The following is a 19,226-nucleotide window of genomic DNA, read 5'->3' on the forward strand; positions in this document are numbered from 1 at the left end:
ATTCAAACTTAATAATGTTAAACGGCAGCGGCACCGCCAACGATCTCGGAAATTTCCTGAGTAATCGCGGCTTGACGCAGCTTGTTGTAAATGAGTTGTAGGTCTTTAATCAGTTGTCCTGCGTTGTCTGTCGCTGCTTTCATCGCGACCATACGAGCTGACTGCTCACATGCAACGTTTTCAATCACACCTTGATAAACCATAGACTCGATATAGCGAACCAACAAACCATTTAACAATTCTTCTGCTTCTGGTTCGTAGATATAGTCCCAACCATAAGTACGGTTGAGATCATCGCCTTCTTCTGCTGGTGCTAAAGGAACAAGTTGTTCTACTTTAGGCTGCTGAGTCATTGCATTAACGAAGCCATTTGACACGAGGTAGATACGATCTAATTCGCCCTTATCAAATGCATCAAGCATAACTTGTACTGAGCCAGTTAACTGTTCCAAACTCGGCGCATCGCCAAGTTGGGTAGTTGCACCAAGCACTTTACCGCCGTAATTCTTAAAAAACGAAACCGCTTTTTGACCAATTAAAGCAAATTCAACTTCAATTGACTGCTGTTGTTGTGCTTTGACATGCTGCACAACTTTCTTGAACAAGTTAATGTTCAAGCCACCTGCCAAACCACGATCTGAAGACACTACGATATAGCCAACGCGCTTAACTGGGCGATCAACCATATAACGGTGTTTGTATTCAGGGTTTGCTTGGACCAAGTGAGCAATTACACGGCGCATATTATCGGCATACGGACGGCCCTGAGCCATGCGCTCTTGCGCACGACGCATTTTAGAAGCAGCTACCATTTGCATCGCGCGAGTAATCTTTTGCGTGCTCTTGATACTAGCTACTTTGGCGCGAATTTCTTTTAAATTTGCCATACGCTTAACCTAGTATTCGAAAGCTCTTTCGAGCTTCCGAAGGTTGATCCGTGAACCAAACTTAACTAAAACTGAACTTAGTAAGTTTGAGTCGCTTTAAAGCTTTCAATACCTGCTTTGATTGCTGCTTCGATGTCTTTGTTGTAATCACCAGTTTCATCGATTTGTTTCATCAACGGAGCATATTCAGCGCGGAAGTAAGAAATTAACGCAGCATCAAAGTCTACGATTTTCTTAACTTCTACGTCAGCCATATAGCCTTCGTTAGATGCATAAACAGAAACAGCTTGGTCAGCAATTGAGTAAGGAGCATATTGCTTTTGCTTCATTAACTCAGTTACACGTTGACCATGTTCAAGTTGCTTACGAGTTGCTTCATCAAGGTCAGAAGCGAACTGAGCAAACGCAGCCAATTCACGGTATTGTGCTAAAGCAGTACGGATACCACCAGACAATTTTTTGATGATCTTAGTTTGAGCAGAACCACCAACACGAGATACAGAGATACCCGCGTTCACAGCAGGACGAATACCTGCGTTGAATAATGATGTTTCTAAGAAGATCTGACCGTCAGTAATCGAAATTACGTTCGTTGGTACGAATGCAGATACGTCACCTGCTTGAGTTTCAATAATTGGCAATGCAGTTAAAGAACCAGTTTTACCAGTTACTGCGCCATTAGTGAATTTCTCAACGTAGTCAGCAGATACACGAGAAGCACGTTCAAGAAGACGTGAGTGAAGATAGAATACGTCACCCGGATACGCTTCACGACCTGGTGGACGACGTAAAAGTAATGAAATTTGACGGTAAGCAACTGCTTGCTTAGACAAATCATCATAAATAATAAGAGCGTCTTCACCGCGGTCACGGAAGTATTCACCCATTGTACAGCCAGAGTACGGAGCTAAGTACTGCATTGCAGCAGGATCAGCAGCCGCAGCAGCGACAACAGTTGTATACGCCATAGCGCCAGTTTCTTCTAGCTTACGTACAACGTTTGCAATTGTTGATTGTTTTTGACCAATCGCAACGTATACGCACTTAATGCCAGAATTTTTCTGAGCGATAATCGCATCGATCGCCATCGCTGTTTTACCAGTTTGACGGTCACCAATAATCAACTCACGCTGACCACGACCCACAGGAATCATGGTATCAACTGATTTGTAACCAGTTTGAACAGGTTCGTCTACAGATTGACGCCAAATTACGCCTGGTGCTACTTTTTCAACAGCATCAGTTAATTTTGCATCAATTGGGCCTTTACCATCAATTGGGTTACCCAAAGCGTCGACAACACGGCCAAGAAGTTCCGGACCAACTGGAACCTCAAGTACACGACCTGTACAACGAGCTTTTTGACCTTCTTGAAGGCTTAAGTAGTTACCTAAGACAACGGCACCCACTGAATCCTGTTCTAGGTTCAGTGCCATACCAAATAAGCCGCCGTCAAATTCGATCATTTCACCGTACATTGCATCAGCAAGACCGTGAATGCGCACGATACCGTCGGATACCATAACAATGGTACCTTCGTTTTTAGCGGTCGCGCTGGTGTCCAGATCGCTGATACGCTGTTTAATGAGCGCACTGATCTCGGATGGATTCAGTTGTTGCATTGCGCTATTCCTCAATCTTTTATTAGTTCAGTCTTCATCATTTGCATTATGCAAGAAGACGAGTACGCATTTTTTCAAGCTTGTTAAGCGCAGAATCATCTATCACTTGATCGCCTGCACGAATTACAACACCTGCAATAAGCTCAGGTTTAACTTCAACTGAAACAGTTACAGTACTGTTGAAACGCTTTTCTAAAGCAGATTTCAACAATTGCTCTTGTTCAGCAGTTAATGGGAAAGCCGATTCAATCACGACATCCACATTGTTGTTATTCTGTGATTTAAGCTGTTCATATTCTGCTTCAATTTCAGGTAACAACATTAAACGATCGTTATCTGCAAGAAGTGTCAAAAAGTTAGACACTGCTTGAGATTGACCTTCACCTAAAACTTTAGCAAAAAGCTTCACTTGCTCCACAGGAGTAAGTTCAGGGCGATTTAAATAAGCGGAAAATGCTTCGTCTTGCACCGCAGCACTGAGCACTTGTAACACATTCGACCAATTGTCTGTTGCACCTTGCTCAGAAGCATAAGCAAATGCTGCTTTGGCATACGGACGTGCCAACGTCAAGAGTTCAGCCATGATTCGCCTCTCTTAAAGTTTAGCAGCCAGCTGAGACAGCATGGCATTATGAGCTTCTGCGTCAACTTGCTGGTTCAGGATTTTTTCTGCGCCAGTTACTGCCAAAGCAGCTACTTGTTGACGTAATTCTTCGCGAGCAGAATTGATATCTTGATCAACAGCTTCTTTAGCCTGTTGACGAATACGCTCACCTTCAGCCGCAGCTTGAGTACGAGCTTCTTCGATCAATTGTGCTGCACGACGGTTCGCTTGTTCGATCAATTGAGCCGCTTGTGCTTTAGCTGCATCAAGCTCTTGCTTTACTTGCGATTGTGCATCGGCAAGATCAGCTTTCGCTTTTTCTGCTGCATTTAAGCCATCAGCAATTTTACGCTGACGCTCACTAATCGCATTGATTAGTGGTGGCCAAACAAACTTCATGCAGAATGCAACAAAGAATGCAAACGCAATCGCTTGACCAATCAATGTGAGGTTGATATTCATTGCAATTCCTCAAATAGTGGATTTAGGAATTAAGATGATTAACCTACAAATGGATTAGCGAAGATGAAGAACAAGCCAATACCAACACCGATCATAGGCACAGCATCAAGAAGACCCGCGATTAAGAACATACGAGTTTGAAGTTGTGGAGCCAATTCTGGTTGACGAGCAACAGCTTCTAAAAAGCGACCACCCAAAAGACCAAAACCAATCGCAGTACCTAAAGCACCGAAAGCGATCAAGATAGCAGATGCAATTGCAACTAGACCTAAAGTGAGTTCCATGAAAAATTCCTCAGAGGTTAGGTTATTACCAAATTAAATTAAAAAAATTCAGCCCAACCATCGTTTGATAGTTAGGCAATACCATTAATGTTTTTCGCTTGCCATGCTCAAGTAAACGATGGTAAGCATCATAAAGATGAATGCCTGCAACGTGATTACAAGAATGTGGAAGATCGCCCAAGGCACAGACAACGCCCATTGAATCCAGAACGGCAATAAAGCAATTAGGATAAAGATCAACTCACCGGCATACATGTTACCGAATAGTCGGAGAGCTAATGAAATCGGACGAGCAAGGAATGTTACCAATTCCAAAATCAAGTTCACTGGAATAAGCAACGCTTTTGCAACTGGATTACTTGGGTTAAATGGGTTAAGTGCCAATTCACCAACGAAACCACTAACACCCTTTTCGCGGATGCTGTAGAACAAGATAAGTACAAATACAGATAAAGACATACCTAAAGTAATGTTTGGATCTGTAGATGGAACGATCTTGAAGTAAACGTGGTGAGGGTCCATACCAAATACGTTTGCACCTACAAACGCTGCAACTTGAGGAATCCAGTCAACTGGGATCAAGTCCATTAAGTTCATGAGGAAAATCCACACGAAAATAGTGAGTGCAAGCGGAGCGATTAAACGTGATTTGCCATGAAAAGTATCACGGACACTTGAGTCAACAAACTCGATGATCATTTCAATTGCAGACTGGAATTTAGTTGGAACACCTGCATTAGCAGCTTTCGCAACGATCCAGAACATCAAACAGAAAATAACACCAAGGCCAATTGACCAACCCATTGAATCCAAGTGAATTGCAGTGAACCCCATCGAATGAGCTTCTTCAGCAGTCTCAGCCAATTTCCATGTACCGTCTGGCATTTTGCCATAGGTCATATTGGTCAAGTGATGCTTGATATACTCTGTCGAAGTGAGGGCATGTTCTTCAGCAGCCATAAATCACACCTGGTCAATGTCAATTACTAAAAAGAAGGGAAACGAACATCGGCGCACTGTCGATATCTCGCTACCCTCCAAAAAATCTTCAATTCTTCTTGTTTCTACACCCGTTTTTGTAGACGTGACACCCAAAACGGAGCGACCCACGACATTGCCTGAACGAGAATAAAACCAAACAGCAATGCTAACGGTGATAAAGGTTTAACATTGCTCAAAATCAAAATAAATCCAACGATCATGATTGCAAATTTGCCTAACATGCCCCTATACATGTTAGACAGCACTTGTTTTGATGCTCTCGCACCTGCTGTCCTGAAGGATTGCCACGAGAAATAACTCATAGCAAGCCAGCAAACCAGTGCACCAAGTGCCGCACTTAATGCTGCTGTCATGTCTTTTATGCTCCACGCCACTAGGGCGGAAACAGGGATCATACATGCTTGTAAGAAGACCAAAGCTTTTGCTAATCGTCGGTCAATCAAGCGACTAGTTTGGCTCATTATTTATCCACTCACAGCATAAATGCTTGACAAGTTTAGCTGATGATCGCTTTTAATCGCAGGCATTATAGAGTTACACCCCTGAACATGCAATCTTTTCCCGACTTTAGTCGGGGTTTTTCATGACAGGTGGTGCTGACGCTACAGTCAGCCTTTGTTTATTTTTTATCTTACTTTTGCGTACTTAATACACATTTATCTGTTTTTATAGCCAGTTTCTTCCATGCAGTGACGAAATCATCCTCGTTATTCATGCTCTCGTCTACGGGTTGAAAAGTAATGTTACCTAATTTTTGATACTGACTTTTAGTGGTAAAACTTTCCGCTAACAAACACATCTGATCTTTTGGTCGATTATCATTAAGATACTTAATTTGAGCTGCTGTTGGTGCAACATGAGGATCATCTGTCAAAGCGCCTGCGAACTTTAAATTTAAAGAGCGTTCTAAATATTGATAGGCATCATGATACGACCAATACGGCTTACCATTACTTGTACTGTCGTAAGCTTGTGCTGCCTGAAACATTTTGCGAGCAAAGATATTGGCATTATTCCAATATTTAGCCTTATTTTCAGGATGCTGCTGGGAACGTAAGGCTGCGATAAAGAAACCGATTCGAACCGCGTTGTTTGGTTCTAACCACACATGGGTATCTACTGTATTAGGTAAAGCCGCACCGCGGGTACTACGCAGAGGTAAAACAGAAACTATGCCACTATCTAATAAGGCAATCGCTTTCTTATTATTACCTAACAATTTATTTAGAGGTGCTTCATGAGCCTTACCCAACCAGATTACCAAAGATGCATCATTAATTGCTTTACGGTGTGCTGGGGTTAATTGTACGTCATGCCCAGTTTGTCCCTTTAATAAGAGTTGTGGTTCTTCAACACCTTGAGTGACTTCTTTTGCAATCAGATAGATCGGGTGTGTAGAAACCACCAAACCCTGACTCCACCCTAACGTACTCAAAAGAGAGAACATACTGAAAACAAAAAAACGGAACATGACAGACCATCAATTTAAATTAGCTCGAAGCATGTTATAATATAACAAAGTTACAAAAATACCTAAGATTAATCGAATGAAGCATCGCTTCATGCTAATATTCCGTTAAAAATTCGAGGTTATTTCTATGAGTTCCTGCTCGCATGAACATCATGATTCTTTGCATGGTGTGCATGATCACCATAATGTCGCAAACCGTTTAGCTGAAGCAGAAAATTTATGTTCTGCGACTGGCGCACGACTTACGCCTTTGCGCAAAGAAGTTTTGGAACTCATTTTAAATGCTTCGGGTCCAATGGGCGCCTATGACTTACTCGCACGTATAAAAAGTCAAACTGATCGTCCGGCTGCTCCTCCAACTGTATATAGAACTTTAGATTTTTTATTAGAAAAAGGTTTGATCCATCGCCTAACTTCTATTAATGCCTATATTCCCTGTTGCCACCCTCGCGAAGGCCATCAAGCAGCATTCCTAATCTGTACCGAATGTCACATGGTTAAAGAAGCCTCTTCTCAAGGTTTAACTCACCAGCTTGACCAACTTGCAGCGTCAGATGAGTTCGTGGCTCAACACAGCATTATTGAAATTTCGGGGAAATGCCAACAGTGCCGCACAACTCGTTAAATCCTGTATTAATTCAGCTTGAGCAGGTTTCTGTTCATCGTGATGATCGGGAAATTTTAAAAAAAGTTGATTTTGCTCTACATCAAAATGAAATTGTGTCTTTAATCGGACCAAATGGTGCTGGTAAATCAACACTGATTAAAGTTCTACTTGGTATTCTCCAACCGAGTAGCGGACGTATTGTTAATTATAAAAAACTGAAAATGGCGTATGTGCCACAAAAATTTAATCCTTCACACAGTCTACCTTTGCGTGTGCAGGATTTACTTGATTTAGAAAAGTGCAGCCCTGCCCTTCGTCAGGAAATTATTCAAGACACAGGTATCTCAAAGTTACAACAATCAAAAGTACAACAACTTTCTGGGGGTGAGCGCCAACGCGTATTACTAGCGCGAGCCCTACTTCGTCAGCCAGATATTTTAGTTCTTGACGAACCGATGCAAGGTTTAGACATTCAGTCAGAAGCTGAACTTTATGATTATGTCCGTAGTCTGCCAGAACGATATGGTTGTGCAATCTTAATTGTTTCTCATGACTTACAATGGGTGATGGAAGGAACACACCGCGTAGTTTGTTTGAATAAACATATTTGCTGTAGTGGGTTACCCGAGAATATTCAACAACATCCTGAATATCAGGCTATCTTTGGAACTCAACGGGTTTTCTATCAACATCATCATGATCATTGCGCTCACGGTGATGCAGCACACCCCTGCCCTCATAATGACCGTCCTCACATCCACCCAGAACCGGAAGCTTAAGCCATGATGGAATGGTTACAATTATTGTTGCCCGCATGGATGATGGGAACTTTGCTGGTGTTTTTAACCGCACCTCTTGGTTGTCTAATGCTTTGGAGACGCATGTCTTTTTTTGCTGACACTATGGCACACGGAACACTACTTGGAGTTGCTATCGCAGGTGCTTTAAGCCTTCCTCTTTGGCTTGGTGTTGCAGGCACTGCGGTTTTACTGGTCGCAATTTTATGGGCCCTACATGACAATCGCTTACCCAATGATGCGCTCTTAGCCTTATGTTCAGCGACATTACTTTGTAGTGGTTTATTATTTATTCAACATGTTCCAAGTTTAAGACCTGAGCTTTTAAGTTATTTATTTGGTGACTTGCTCAGCATTGATTGGCCCGACTTACCTGTTTTCACTTTAATCATTGCACTATCGCTCGCAATTCTTTACCGCTTTTGGCAACCACAAATACAGTTTGCAATTGATCCAGACATTGCAATTAGTGAAGGGGTAAACGCGAACTGGCAACGTCTTATTTTTATGCTGCTATTGGCTTTATTTACTGTATTAGCCTTACGTGCGGTAGGTTCTTTGCTTATGGGTGCATTACTCGTAATACCAGCTTTAAGCGCTCGCCTACTAGCAAACTCACCAAAGCAAATGGTCGTTTGGGCATTTGTATTAGCCCAGCTTGGGGTAAGTGTGGGATTATGGTCAAGCGCAGCACTCAATATATCTACAGGCTTGAGTATTGTTTTATGCATGGCCTTAACTTTCGCTGTTATTTTTATAACTCAAAAGCTAAAAAATCAAACACAGGCGGCCTAAATTAGGACGCCTGATGAACTGTACTCAATAATAAAGCTGCACAACTAAACATCACAGCAAAACCCCGATTCAAATATTTTTGCTGTTTAGGAGAGCGAAGTAATCTTAGAACCTTTGATGCTAGCCCTGTATATCCAGCCATTACAATCAAATCAATCGTAATCATTGTTACAGCCATAATCAGGTACTGTATCCATTGAGGCTTACCCAAATCTAGAAACTGGGGTAAAACAGCCAATAGAAATACAATCGCTTTGGGATTGCTAATATTGACCACAAAGCCATTTAGCAATAGCGCAAATACAGATTTATCTCTTTTTTCTTGTTGGATTTCTATATCTTTTATAGGTGCTGTCCACTGTAAGTAAGCAAGATATAACAAATAAATTACACCGAACCATTTAACAAACTGAAAAGCCAAGGGTGTCGTTGCAAATAAAACCCCCACACCTGCTGCAACCACCATAATTTGAAGTAGCAAAGCGATTTGCAAACCTATTGCATTCCAATAGCCATGCCTAAAACCATAGTTTAGACCACTCGACATTGAAGCAATTGCTCCCGCACCCGGTGAGATACTAATAACCCAACAGGCCAACATATAAGCGAACCAAACTTGCAGAGACATAGCAAAAAATAGACTATAAAAGTGGAATTATACTGTTTTATAAAGCTATCTTAGTCAGAATTCAAACAATAAAATCAACAAATAGACTACTAACGGCTCTTCGCATCAGGCACAATAATTAAAGCTCATACTAAATTATAATTGAGGAGATACCTTCCAATGACTGCTCAATCTGTCATTTTGCCATTGCCATCAGATCATGCTCGCTTCATTGTTCTTCGTTTAAAAGACTTATCAATTGATGAATTAAAAAAACAAATTGGAGCTTTATTTGAAGCACGAGACCGTCTAATTACTCAGCATTCTGATGCTCAAATTAAAACAGCAGTCGCTTTTGGTCCTGAACTATGGAAACAGCTCTATTCGCAAACTCCTGTAGGATTTAAACAGCTTGAGCCAGAACAAGGTGCATTCAACATGCCATCTGTGCCAGCAGATGTACTCATTCATATTGCCAGCATGCGCTCTGATATTTGTTTTGCATTAAGCCAAGCATTTTTTGAAGGTATTAAAGATAAAGTCGAAGTTCTTGATGAGCGTGTTTGCTTCCGTTATTTCGATGGTCGAGATATTACAGGTTTTATAGACGGTACTGAAAACCCTCAGTTCCCAGATGATCGTGCAGAAACAGCTCTTCTACCCGAAGAGGCTGGAGTATTTGCCGATGGTAGTTTCATTTTCGCGCAGCGCTATGCACACGACTTAGAAAAATGGAAAAAATTGAAAGTTGATGCGCAAGAAAATGTTATGGGCCGCACCAAACTTGAATCTATTGAATTAGATGATGATGTTAAGCCAGAAAATGCCCATGTTGCCCGCACTGTTGTTGAGGATGATGAGGGTGAAGAAATGGAAATCTTGCGCCATAGCCTACCTTATGGCGATGGCCGAGGTGATCAGGGCTTATTTTTCATCGCCTACACTAAAGACCTGAGTATTATTGATGCCATGTTAAAGCGTATGTTCGGTACAAGCGGAGATGGTATTCATGACCGTTTATTGCACTTCGTGACCCCACTTGATGGCGCTTATTACTTTGCACCAAGTGAAGAATTATTAGAAGAAATTCTAGAAGACTAAAAATAAAAAGAGGAGCATAAAGCTCCTCTTTTTATATTCTCATTCTTAGAAAGGAATACGCTTATATTTGCGGTATTCAGGTTTCCAGAATGATTGATCAATTTTCTGCTTAAGTAAATCATCACTAATCGTTACAGCTACACCATCAGCCATAGCGGCTTTCGCAACTTCGAATGCAATAACTCTAGACACTTGTTGAATTTCACCCAACGGTGGCAACAAATCAGCCTGTGGATCTTTAAGCAATGGAGAACAATTTGCTAAAGCACTACTTGACGCCATTAACATATTTTCAGTAACACGTTTAGCACCCGATGCCACCACACCTAAGCCAATGCCTGGGAAAATGTATGAGTTATTACACTGAGAAATATTATAAAGTTTGCCATGATGGTTCACTGGAGCAAACGGACTACCTGTTGCAATTAATGCTTTGCCTTCAGTCCACTCCACAATATCAGCAGGTACCGCTTCAACACGTGAAGTTGGGTTTGACAATGGCATGACAATTGGGCGTTCGCAATTTGCCGCTAAGGTCTTAATGATTTCTTCGGTGAACAAACCAGGCTGACCAGAAACACCAATTAACACTGTAGGCTTAGCATTTTTAACAACATCAAGTAGTGAAATCACTTCTTCAATATTGCCCCACTGATCAACTACCTCAGCTTTTTGTGCTAACTTACGTTGGAAGTCGAGCAAGTTTGGCTGATTCTCAGTGATCAAACCAAAACGGTCTACCATATAAACGCGAGCACGCGCTTCTGCATCGGTTAGACCTTCAGCAACCATTTGAGCAACAATTTGCTCCGCGATACCACAACCCGCCGAACCTGCACCTAAGAAAGCAATTTTTTGATCTTTTAATTGCTTACCCGCTGCACGACTCGCAGCAATTAAACTGCCAACCGATACTGCTGCTGTTCCTTGAATATCATCGTTAAAACAGCAAATTTTATCGCGATATTTTTCTAAAAGTGGCATCGCATTTTTTTGTGCAAAATCTTCAAACTGAATTAATGCTTTTGGCCAACGACGCTTCACAGCATCAATCACCATATCTACAAATGCGTAATATTCATCGCCGCTAATACGCGGCTGACGCCAACCCATATAGATCGGATCATTTAACAGTTGTGGATTGTTCGTTCCAACATCAATTGTGATTGGTAATGTATAAGCTGGACTAATCCCACCACAAGCTGTGTAAAGCGAAAGTTTTCCAATAGGAATCCCCATTCCGCCAATACCTTGGTCACCAAGACCTAAGATACGTTCACCATCAGTAATCACGATGACTTTTACATTATTTTTATTTACGTTCTGCAAAATATCATCAATCACATCACGATCTGGATATGAAATGAAAACACCACGATGACGACGATAGATATCAGAGAAACGCTGACATGCCTCACCTACTGTTGGGGTGTAAATAATCGGCATCATTTCTTCAAGATGATTTTCGATTAGATGATAGAACAAGGTTTCATTAGTATCTTGGATATTACGCAGATAGATATGTCGGTTAATATCATCAGTAAAAGCGCAATATTGTTGATAAGAGCGCTGGCTCTGCTCTTCAATAGTTTCAATAATATGGGGGAGTAAACCGTGTAAGTTAAAGTTACTTCTTTCTTCTTCAGTGAAAGCAGAACCTTTGTTTAGAAGTGGTAACTCTAAAAGTGTAAAACCTGCATATGGGATATAAAGGGGATGTTTACTTGGGTGTCCTGATATCATTGCCTATCTCATTTTCCAGCTTAGAGTAGAGAAAAACACGTTTTTGTATGGTCTCTAAAACTCTTTGTGCGTATAAGCTTAAGCCTAATTCGTTCAAAATAGATATTTTAAACTGTGATGTTAAAATTGAAGACTATTTAGTTAGAACATGTATAAAATTAAACAATAAATATCAGCAACTTAATTATTTTATGTTTTTAAAAAATCTTTTATTATTTTAATTTTAGCGGCCTAAACCATATATTTTAATACTACCATATATTTCCCTAAGAAATAATGGTGGGTTTTTAGTGTCATTTACTGATTAAAAAACCACAGAAGGCTTGTATTTATTTGTTTTTAGAATAATGAGACAGTCCACCCTGCAATATTCATTTAAAAAATAATACTCAGTAAGTGGCACAAAAAGAATTATTCGAATATTAAATCCACTCCCCTAACTCCTAGGAAATTTGCTATATTTGACGTTTTTCTGCGACATCTATTTTCGATTGATATGAATACGGCAATACAAGCAGCTCTCGACCATGCAGTGCAAACTCTTCAACAAGAAGGGGTGCTTCCTTCCGACTGGAAAAACACAAGCAACTTAACACGCACCAAAGACCGAAGCCATGGCGACTTTGCTTCTAATATTGCCATGATCGGCTCGAAAGCTGCTGGTATGAAACCACGTGATTTAGCTGAGAAAGTTCTAGCTGCATTACCAGAAGTTACAGATATCAGCAAAGCTGAAATCGCAGGACCTGGTTTTATTAACTTCTTTTTAAATGCAGACCAGCGCTTTGCTATTCTTGATCAAATTCAAGCACAAAAAGAAATCTTTGGTCGCAGCCAAGCGAATGCGGCGAAAAAGATCCAAGTTGAATTTGTTTCTGCAAATCCAACGTCTAGTCTACATGTAGGACATGGTCGTGGTGCTGCATATGGTATGACTGTTGCTACGTTACTTGAAGCAACAGGTGCTAAAGTTGACCGTGAATACTATGTAAATGATGCTGGCCGTCAAATGGATATTTTGGCGACTTCTACTTATTTACGCTATTTAGAATTACTTGGTCAAAACCTTGTATTTCCAAAAAATGCTTATCAAGGCGATTACGTTAAAGAAATCGCACAGACTATTATTGATAAAGATGGCGATGCCTACCTTCGTGAAGTGGCTGATGTCTACAAAGATGTGCCAGAAGACGTACAATATGCAGAAGAACTAGATAGCGACGGCAATAAAGTCGTTTTATCTGGGGACAAAGAAAAACATATTGATGGCCTTATTGCCAATTCACAACAATTGTTAGGTGAAGGCTACCGTGTATTCCACCAAGCTGCTCTTCATGCCATTTTAGATGACATTAAAGATGACCTTGCTGACTTCGGTGTAACTTTCAATCAATGGTTTAGCGAAGCGTCTCTTAGTGCAAAAATTGATGAAGCGTTAGAAACACTTGATCAACGTGGCTTCCTTTATGAAAAAGATGGCAACATCTGGTTTAAATCAACTGAATTTGGTGATGAAAAAGACCGTGTTGTTAAACGTCGTAATGGCCAAACTACATACTTTGCATCAGACATTGCATATCACTTGAATAAATTACAACGTGGTTATACAGACCTAATCGACATTTGGGGTTCTGACCACCACGGTTATATTTCTCGTGTAAAAGCGGCAATTGATGCGATGGGTTACGACTCTAAAAAATTAACTGTACTTTTAGTTCAGTTCGTAAGTCTATGGCGTGGTGGCGAGATGGTTCAAATGTCATCTCGTTCAGGTCAGTTCGTGACTTTACGTGACTTGCGTAAAGAAGTGGGCAATGATGCGGCTCGTTTTTACTATGTAATGCGTAAGAGCGAACAACACATCGACTTTGACCTTGACCTTGCTGTGTCACAAAGTAAAGACAATGCTGTGTATTACATCCAATATGCGCATGCACGTATTTGCCGCATGTTAGAAAAAGCAGCAAGCACAAACTTACCATTCGATGTAAACACTGCTCGCCCGCATGCGGCACGCTTGTCTCTTGATGCTGAAACTGAAATTCTTGCTAAATTAGCAGCTTATCCAGATGCAGTGTTGCGAGCTGCAAATGCGTATGAACCACATCAGTTGGGTAACTATTTGAAAGAGTTAGCTGCCTTATTCCACGGTTGGTACAATGAACATAAAGTATTAAGCGACGATGCCGAGCTTACACAAGCACGTTTATTACTTTCAATCAATGTACAACAAGTGTTGCGCAATGGTTTAGAATTGCTTGGTGTATCTGCACCAGAATCTATGTAAAAATTATATTGCATGGCACTAAAATAAAGGTCATGCAATATAGTAAGCAGTGGTTTGTAGAGTTAAAATAGCTGATACGAACCACTGTTTCAGCATCGTAATACGAGACTCAAACTCGAATTAAAACAATCAAAATACAGAGGAATAATCCACGTGTTTGGCAAAACGCAACGCGGTGTATCTGAAAGACCTAACAAGCCTAAAAAGCCCCTAATTCCTAAATGGTTAGGGACACTTGTCGCTATTTTGGCGGTCTTATGTATCGCTGTAGTGCTTATGCTTTGGAAACCTTGGCAACCTGTTCCCGCAAAAAATCAGATTACCTCTGAACACTATCAAGAAGAAGATACCAATAAAGACTATCGTTTCTACGATCTATTACCTCAACAACAAGTAACCCCTATTCCGGAACAGGCAATTCCTGAAAGCAAAAATCAAGGTACAGCCATGATTGTTGAGGCACCAAGTGCAGCTCAACCAGCAGCTTCAGAAAGTGCAGGAATTGATGCTAATCCATCAGCCACTGCTCCTCAGCAGCCTACCTATATTTTACAAGTTCGCAGCTATAACGATCCCGATCAGGCTGACGCTCGCCGTGCAGAAATTATTTTGAATGGCTTATCTGCAGATGTAGTCAAAAGTAGTGAAAATGGGCAAATATGGTACCGCGTTATTTCAGGTCCTTATGACTCCCAAGATGCTGCATTGGCCGCTCAACAAACCTTACAACACAGTGGCATTGATTCTATCGTGATCAAACGCAAGTAAAGGGCAAATAAAAAAGGAACAAATAATTGTTCCTTTTCTTTTAAATATCAGCACAATTCCTTTCATTAGTACCCATTCCCTTTTGTTTCGCTTTCTGAAATGCGGGTCTTTGCTGAATACGATGTAAAAAAGCCTGAATATTAGGATATTTCCCTTGCAAACGTGATTGCAAAGCTTCCAGTGGGAAACTCATTTGAATATCAGCAAATGAAAAATCGCCTGCGAAATATTCATGCTCTGCCAAATAGTTTTCTAAAAAACTAATATGATCTTTCATACGTGGACGAACAAAATTTGCCTTCACGCCTTCCGTGATTCTTTTTGCTACTGGTTGAATTAACCATGGCACATGCTTGTTTACACTATTCATGACTAAAGTCATGACTAATAGTGGCATAAGTGAACCTTCAGCATAGTGCATCCAGTAAATATACTGCTGTAAATCTTGGGGCTGTGTAGGTTTAAATTGCTGCTTCTGATCATAACGCTGCTGTAGATATTCCAAAATCACAGCAGATTCTGCGATGACTTGCTCATCATCAGTCAAAATTGGAGCTTTACCTAAAGGATGAATACATTTCAATGTTTCTGGAGCGGAATAGTTAGGTAAGCGTTGATAATAATGAATATCATAATCTAAGCTTAACTCTTCTAAAGCCCATAAAATTCGAAACGATCGCGAACATTCCAGGTGGTGTACACTAATCATGTTATTGCCTGCTTTTATTTTTCTTTTTACATAAAAAACAGCATGTGAACATGCTGTTTTATTCCATTTGTGGAATGGATATAAAATCATCCACCTCCACAAAATAGCATTTTTACACTGTAACAAGCACAGTATGAATGTCTAAACTACGTAACAAAGTTTTAGTCACTGGCGTTTTACTACATACCGTTAAGATTTTTTGCTGAAGTTCTTCATCTGGTAAGTCTTTAAAAACAATACGACGTTCAATATGTTCTTCATGCTCTCTATTGGTATGAAAATCAATTTCAACCGAGAACTCACCCAAATCATAACCCTTATGCTTCGCATACATTCTTAAAGTAATAAGCGTACATGCAGCTAAACTTCCGGTGAGCAAATCATAGGGTGCTGGGCCTTGGTCTTGCCCTTCAAGTTTTTCAGGCTCATCACAAAAATATTGATGACGACCACTGGTGATTTCGCCCTTCCATTGTTCAGCAAGGGGCTTTGCTTTACTGCTTGCGATTACTGCTGTCATTTTGATGCTCTCATTTGATCTGGAAGAACAGGGGCTTCTAAACGTGCACCAACATAATCTGGAATTTCACCAAAACGTACATCATGGTTAATCCATTGCTCACGCGCTTCTTTTAAATCATCCATTGTACGTGCAACAAAATTCCACCAGAGTAAAATTGGCGTTTCAAACGGTTCACCACCAATCAAAAGAATACGATTGCCTTTTTTTACTTCAATCTCAATTTCACTCAGTCCAGTATCCAAAACAACCATGTTGTCAGCAGTTAACTCATGACCATTTACATGGGCAACACCTTCTAATGCCATAAAGCCATATTCATAATTAGGATTTAATGGAATACGGGTTTTAGTATCTTCGGTAGCAATTAAGTCGACACCCACTAACGGTGTATGAACCACTACTGGAGAAGTCGTTGCCAAATATTCACCTACAAGAACAGTAAATTCTAGACCGTCTTTTTCAACAACAGGTAGCTCTGGGTAATGTTCAAATTTCGGATCCATATTGCGCTTTTGATCTGGCAAAGCAATCCAAAGCTGCGCAGCGTGCATTTGAGTTTCTATATCAGGTGCAACTTCTGTATGTGAAATGCCATGACCCGCCGTCATTAAGTTCACTTGCTTAGGTCGAATAAGTTGTTTTGAACCCAAGCTATCGGTATGCATCATGGTCCCTTCAATCATCCAAGTGAAGGTTTGCAAACCAATATGAGGATGAGGGCCAACATCTAAACCATCACCCGCAGGAAAGGTGACTGGGCCTGCATGATCTAAGAAACACCATGCTCCAATCATTCGTTTTTGTCGGCTAGGTAAAGCCCGCTTAATGACTGTCCCCTGTCCAATTTCAGCAGAGCGAATTGGAAATTCCTGAATGAACTGATTGGCAAATTTCTCGCAATCCTTTGAATCAGAAATATCGTAATCATTATTATTGCTCATGATATTACTCTCTTTTACCTATGCTTTTGCAATGAGTTGTTCTAATGATCTTAACAATACACTCATTATTCAATATAGTCTTTTAGTAATACACAGGGTGTTATGAATGAGACAATCAATTTTTTTAATTATAGAAAATAATAAAGCTGCATTGAGCAGCTTAAGATGTTTGAGTTTTAACGAGCTGTTTTAAGTTTTTCATAAATTGCCCAAATTGAGGAAAAAACTCTTGAAATAGCGGATGGTCTCGATTTTCCAACATGACTTCGCTAAAAAGTTTTAGCCCAACTCCAAAGGATTTTGTAGTTTCATCATCAAAAAAATCTGCTTTTTTTAAGCGTTCAACAATTTCAAAGATATCATCATGATTTCCCGCATAGAACTCAAGACGTTCAGTATAGGTAGAGGCTTCTCCTTTCGCGTTTTTTAGATGTTGTACAGTGACATGGTATTGATGTTGTTTCATATATAAATTCTCTATTTTAAATTAATGACTTTGAATAATTTCAACCTGTTTAAGGTCGACTTGAAACGCTGTAAACACTAACTGTAAAGACGCTAAAAATTCGTCTTGTTTAGCGACCGTTAAATCTGTACAGCGAATTTGCAATAATTGATCATTCTCGACTGTTGGCAAATTAAATTTAGCTTCATCCCATTGTGGCTGACGATTTGAAATTAAACCCGCTCCGACTAAGTCATTCACTACCCGATAAACTGTGGCTAAACTTAATTTCTGTTTTTGGGTATATAACTTTTTGTAAATCTGTTTAACAGTCAGATCTTCTGCTTGCTGCTGAATTAAAGACAAAACAGCAAGTCTTGGATGAGTGACTTTTAGGCCCGTTTCTTTGATTTTATGCTGTAGGTCTAACATTTCAATTTCCAACCTATAATCGCCCAATTGCAACCGCAGCTTGATCAATTTTTTCGGCAATTTGATAAATCTGCTCTTGCTGTAAACCTGCCGAGTTCAACTTCAAACGTAAGGCAGTCTTTAAGTTTTCCATTGCACGGTGAATTTCGATTAATTCATCATTACTGTGGATTTCTCGTCTTAAACGTAGTTTTTCTAATAGCTCATTCAACTTATCATGTTGTTCAGTTAAGTAAGCCTCTCCGACTTCTGTGATTTGATATTGCTTACGCTCTACGTCTAGCAAATTAATTAAATTCATTTCTTCAAGGCTGGTTAATGTTGGATAAATTGTTCCTGCACTTGGCGTATAACCATCACCCACCAAATCACTTATTTCTTTAATAATTTCATAGCCATGCTTTGGGCTTTGCTGAATGAGATGAAGTACTAAAAGTTTCATACGTCCAGCTTCAAAAAGCCTTCCACGGCGCCCCGAACGGTGATGCCCGCGATGGTGCTCACTGTGTTCAGTATGATGATGTTCTGATTGTTGTTTCATCTTTTAAAACCTAAAAATGATCAATTTACAATTATTAAGATATATCTTAATATATCTTTTATCAAGAATAAGTAATAAGAATAGATTTATCATTTTGATAATTATTAAAATTAATTTTAGGCTTAAAAGTTAAGTAATAAAAAAGAGTGCTCAAGCACTCTTAAAAACTATTTTCGTCAAACCAGTTTTGGTTTATTTATCTTATTTAAAATTCATTTGCCAAAAGCTAAATTTGGCATCCAGCTTTAAACCAGTTCATTAAGGAATCACTAATTTTACTCATGTCATTAGGATCCATACTGCCTTGATCTACGGTAAAAACACCTGTCCCTAGAAATGGTATAAGAATTGATATTCCACCACTATCATCACCTATGGCTAAATAATCTCCAGCATACTTTTGCACTTCAAAAGTTTGATTTCTTTCAAAAACCTCATCAGAAGAATAAATAACTACGCCACTTTCAAATAAAAAACCATTTGAAAATTTTAATAATTCAAAATATATATCTGGTAGTTGTCTATGGAAATCTCTTTCAATTTTGGCTCTTATTTCATTTAATAGTGGCATAACCTTTGGACCTTAAAATTAGGTAAA

Annotated in this window: 23 protein-coding genes; 6 read left to right on the forward strand and 17 right to left on the reverse strand. The window is 39.9% G+C overall.

Translation table 11 applies throughout. The features are described from left to right. Positions 1-17: 17 nt before the first annotated feature. From atpG to AOLE_RS18665, 8 genes are all read right to left on the reverse strand, one after another. Entirely contained in the window at positions 18-887 is an 870-nt protein-coding gene (atpG, locus tag AOLE_RS18630) for a F0F1 ATP synthase subunit gamma (protein WP_002114131.1), read from the reverse strand. A gap of 77 nt (positions 888-964) precedes the next feature. Beyond that, entirely contained in the window at positions 965-2,509 is a 1,545-nt protein-coding gene (gene atpA, locus AOLE_RS18635; protein WP_004795293.1) for a F0F1 ATP synthase subunit alpha, read from the reverse strand. 46 nt (positions 2,510-2,555) lie between these two features. After that, positions 2,556-3,092 (reverse strand): F0F1 ATP synthase subunit delta, encoded by a 537-nt coding sequence (locus AOLE_RS18640; protein WP_013199181.1) that lies wholly within the window; start codon positions 3,090-3,092, stop codon positions 2,556-2,558. A gap of 12 nt (positions 3,093-3,104) precedes the next feature. Continuing rightward, a complete protein-coding gene (locus AOLE_RS18645; RefSeq protein WP_004795296.1) occupies positions 3,105-3,575 on the reverse strand; it encodes a F0F1 ATP synthase subunit B in 471 nt (156 codons plus the stop codon). A 38-nt stretch (positions 3,576-3,613) separates the two neighbouring features. Further along, a complete protein-coding gene (gene atpE, locus AOLE_RS18650; RefSeq protein WP_000424060.1) occupies positions 3,614-3,859 on the reverse strand; it encodes a F0F1 ATP synthase subunit C in 246 nt (81 codons plus the stop codon). A gap of 84 nt (positions 3,860-3,943) precedes the next feature. Further along, positions 3,944-4,819, reverse strand: a complete 876-nt coding sequence (atpB, locus tag AOLE_RS18655; RefSeq protein ID WP_004795298.1) for a F0F1 ATP synthase subunit A — start codon at positions 4,817-4,819, stop codon at positions 3,944-3,946. A 104-nt stretch (positions 4,820-4,923) separates the two neighbouring features. Next, positions 4,924-5,322 carry an ATP synthase subunit I gene (locus tag AOLE_RS18660; RefSeq protein ID WP_013199183.1) on the reverse strand — a complete coding sequence of 133 codons (399 nt, stop codon included), beginning with the start codon at positions 5,320-5,322 and terminating at the stop codon, positions 4,924-4,926. A 170-nt stretch (positions 5,323-5,492) separates the two neighbouring features. Beyond that, positions 5,493-6,332, reverse strand: coding sequence for a metal ABC transporter solute-binding protein, Zn/Mn family (locus tag AOLE_RS18665; protein ID WP_004795300.1), 840 nt, complete (start codon positions 6,330-6,332; stop codon positions 5,493-5,495). A 127-nt stretch (positions 6,333-6,459) separates the two neighbouring features. On the opposite strand from AOLE_RS18665, the gene AOLE_RS18670 reads away from it, so the two are divergent. Genes AOLE_RS18670 through znuB form a run of 3 tightly spaced genes read left to right on the forward strand, consistent with a single transcriptional unit; the run spans position 6,460 to position 8,531 of the window. Beyond that, positions 6,460-6,957 carry a transcriptional repressor gene (locus AOLE_RS18670; RefSeq protein WP_005309148.1) on the forward strand — a complete coding sequence of 166 codons (498 nt, stop codon included), beginning with the start codon at positions 6,460-6,462 and terminating at the stop codon, positions 6,955-6,957. Further along, positions 6,930-7,718 carry a zinc ABC transporter ATP-binding protein ZnuC gene (gene znuC / locus AOLE_RS18675; protein ID WP_035332027.1) on the forward strand — a complete coding sequence of 263 codons (789 nt, stop codon included), beginning with the start codon at positions 6,930-6,932 and terminating at the stop codon, positions 7,716-7,718. The genes AOLE_RS18670 and znuC overlap by 28 nt, the downstream gene beginning before the upstream one ends. Before the next feature lie 3 nt (positions 7,719-7,721). Continuing rightward, entirely contained in the window at positions 7,722-8,531 is an 810-nt protein-coding gene (gene znuB, locus AOLE_RS18680; RefSeq protein WP_023274341.1) for a zinc ABC transporter permease subunit ZnuB, read from the forward strand. A gap of 1 nt (position 8,532) precedes the next feature. Here the strand turns inward: znuB and AOLE_RS18685 are convergent, their stop codons facing one another. Next, positions 8,533-9,159, reverse strand: coding sequence for a LysE family transporter (locus AOLE_RS18685; protein ID WP_023274342.1), 627 nt, complete (start codon positions 9,157-9,159; stop codon positions 8,533-8,535). Positions 9,160-9,318: 159 nt separating this feature from the next. Between AOLE_RS18685 and AOLE_RS18690 the strand changes: the two genes are divergently transcribed. Further along, positions 9,319-10,239, forward strand: a complete 921-nt coding sequence (locus AOLE_RS18690) for a Dyp-type peroxidase (protein ID WP_005309143.1) — start codon at positions 9,319-9,321, stop codon at positions 10,237-10,239. Positions 10,240-10,284: 45 nt separating this feature from the next. Here the strand turns inward: AOLE_RS18690 and AOLE_RS18695 are convergent, their stop codons facing one another. Further along, positions 10,285-11,982, reverse strand: a complete 1,698-nt coding sequence (locus AOLE_RS18695) for an NAD-dependent malic enzyme (protein WP_013199187.1) — start codon at positions 11,980-11,982, stop codon at positions 10,285-10,287. Between the two features lie 496 nt (positions 11,983-12,478). Here AOLE_RS18695 and argS point away from each other — a divergent pair, with 496 nt between their 5' ends. Continuing rightward, positions 12,479-14,269 (forward strand): arginine--tRNA ligase, encoded by a 1,791-nt coding sequence (gene argS / locus AOLE_RS18700; RefSeq protein WP_013199188.1) that lies wholly within the window; start codon positions 12,479-12,481, stop codon positions 14,267-14,269. A gap of 153 nt (positions 14,270-14,422) precedes the next feature. After that, positions 14,423-15,037: an SPOR domain-containing protein gene (locus AOLE_RS18705; protein ID WP_013199189.1), complete on the forward strand. Its 615-nt coding sequence runs from the start codon at positions 14,423-14,425 to the stop codon at positions 15,035-15,037. Between the two features lie 40 nt (positions 15,038-15,077). On the opposite strand, the gene AOLE_RS18710 is transcribed toward AOLE_RS18705, so the two are convergent. The 7 genes from AOLE_RS18710 to AOLE_RS18740 form a co-directional block, all read right to left on the reverse strand. Further along, entirely contained in the window at positions 15,078-15,746 is a 669-nt protein-coding gene (locus AOLE_RS18710) for a glutathione S-transferase family protein (protein ID WP_035332057.1), read from the reverse strand. A gap of 112 nt (positions 15,747-15,858) precedes the next feature. Beyond that, positions 15,859-16,266, reverse strand: a complete 408-nt coding sequence (locus AOLE_RS18715; RefSeq protein WP_004795314.1) for an OsmC family protein — start codon at positions 16,264-16,266, stop codon at positions 15,859-15,861. Then, a complete protein-coding gene (locus AOLE_RS18720) occupies positions 16,263-17,210 on the reverse strand; it encodes a pirin family protein (protein ID WP_013199191.1) in 948 nt (315 codons plus the stop codon). Before AOLE_RS18720 ends, AOLE_RS18715 begins: the two co-directional genes overlap by 4 nt. 160 nt (positions 17,211-17,370) lie before the next feature. Beyond that, positions 17,371-17,676 (reverse strand): DUF3861 domain-containing protein, encoded by a 306-nt coding sequence (locus AOLE_RS20575; protein WP_013199192.1) that lies wholly within the window; start codon positions 17,674-17,676, stop codon positions 17,371-17,373. Positions 17,677-17,697: 21 nt separating this feature from the next. Next, positions 17,698-18,087 (reverse strand): Fur family transcriptional regulator, encoded by a 390-nt coding sequence (locus tag AOLE_RS20580; protein WP_013199193.1) that lies wholly within the window; start codon positions 18,085-18,087, stop codon positions 17,698-17,700. A 13-nt stretch (positions 18,088-18,100) separates the two neighbouring features. Further along, positions 18,101-18,628, reverse strand: coding sequence for a PadR family transcriptional regulator (locus tag AOLE_RS18735; RefSeq protein ID WP_013199194.1), 528 nt, complete (start codon positions 18,626-18,628; stop codon positions 18,101-18,103). A 226-nt stretch (positions 18,629-18,854) separates the two neighbouring features. Then, a complete protein-coding gene (locus AOLE_RS18740; RefSeq protein WP_013199195.1) occupies positions 18,855-19,199 on the reverse strand; it encodes an SMI1/KNR4 family protein in 345 nt (114 codons plus the stop codon). Positions 19,200-19,226: the final 27 nt, after the last annotated feature.

Origin of the sequence: Acinetobacter oleivorans DR1 (assembly GCF_000196795.1) — a bacterium.
Lineage (GTDB): Bacteria > Pseudomonadota > Gammaproteobacteria > Pseudomonadales > Moraxellaceae > Acinetobacter > Acinetobacter oleivorans.

Coding starts and splice junctions, on each gene's coding strand:
- atpG (WP_002114131.1), bottom strand. CDS start 887: ATGGCAAATTTAAAAGAAATTCGCGCCAAAGTAGCTAGTATCAAGAGC.
- atpA (WP_004795293.1), bottom strand. CDS start 2,509: ATGCAACAACTGAATCCATCCGAGATCAGTGCGCTCATTAAACAGCGT.
- AOLE_RS18640 (WP_013199181.1), bottom strand. CDS start 3,092: ATGGCTGAACTCTTGACGTTGGCACGTCCGTATGCCAAAGCAGCATTT.
- AOLE_RS18645 (WP_004795296.1), bottom strand. CDS start 3,575: ATGAATATCAACCTCACATTGATTGGTCAAGCGATTGCGTTTGCATTC.
- atpE (WP_000424060.1), bottom strand. CDS start 3,859: ATGGAACTCACTTTAGGTCTAGTTGCAATTGCATCTGCTATCTTGATC.
- atpB (WP_004795298.1), bottom strand. CDS start 4,819: ATGGCTGCTGAAGAACATGCCCTCACTTCGACAGAGTATATCAAGCAT.
- AOLE_RS18660 (WP_013199183.1), bottom strand. CDS start 5,322: ATGAGCCAAACTAGTCGCTTGATTGACCGACGATTAGCAAAAGCTTTG.
- AOLE_RS18665 (WP_004795300.1), bottom strand. CDS start 6,332: ATGTTCCGTTTTTTTGTTTTCAGTATGTTCTCTCTTTTGAGTACGTTA.
- AOLE_RS18670 (WP_005309148.1), top strand. CDS start 6,460: ATGAGTTCCTGCTCGCATGAACATCATGATTCTTTGCATGGTGTGCAT.
- znuC (WP_035332027.1), top strand. CDS start 6,930: ATGCCAACAGTGCCGCACAACTCGTTAAATCCTGTATTAATTCAGCTT.
- znuB (WP_023274341.1), top strand. CDS start 7,722: ATGATGGAATGGTTACAATTATTGTTGCCCGCATGGATGATGGGAACT.
- AOLE_RS18685 (WP_023274342.1), bottom strand. CDS start 9,159: ATGTCTCTGCAAGTTTGGTTCGCTTATATGTTGGCCTGTTGGGTTATT.
- AOLE_RS18690 (WP_005309143.1), top strand. CDS start 9,319: ATGACTGCTCAATCTGTCATTTTGCCATTGCCATCAGATCATGCTCGC.
- AOLE_RS18695 (WP_013199187.1), bottom strand. CDS start 11,982: ATGATATCAGGACACCCAAGTAAACATCCCCTTTATATCCCATATGCA.
- argS (WP_013199188.1), top strand. CDS start 12,479: ATGAATACGGCAATACAAGCAGCTCTCGACCATGCAGTGCAAACTCTT.
- AOLE_RS18710 (WP_035332057.1), bottom strand. CDS start 15,746: ATGATTAGTGTACACCACCTGGAATGTTCGCGATCGTTTCGAATTTTA.
- AOLE_RS18715 (WP_004795314.1), bottom strand. CDS start 16,266: ATGACAGCAGTAATCGCAAGCAGTAAAGCAAAGCCCCTTGCTGAACAA.
- AOLE_RS18720 (WP_013199191.1), bottom strand. CDS start 17,210: ATGAGCAATAATAATGATTACGATATTTCTGATTCAAAGGATTGCGAG.
- AOLE_RS20575 (WP_013199192.1), bottom strand. CDS start 17,676: ATGAAACAACATCAATACCATGTCACTGTACAACATCTAAAAAACGCG.
- AOLE_RS20580 (WP_013199193.1), bottom strand. CDS start 18,087: ATGTTAGACCTACAGCATAAAATCAAAGAAACGGGCCTAAAAGTCACT.
- AOLE_RS18735 (WP_013199194.1), bottom strand. CDS start 18,628: ATGAAACAACAATCAGAACATCATCATACTGAACACAGTGAGCACCAT.
- AOLE_RS18740 (WP_013199195.1), bottom strand. CDS start 19,199: ATGCCACTATTAAATGAAATAAGAGCCAAAATTGAAAGAGATTTCCAT.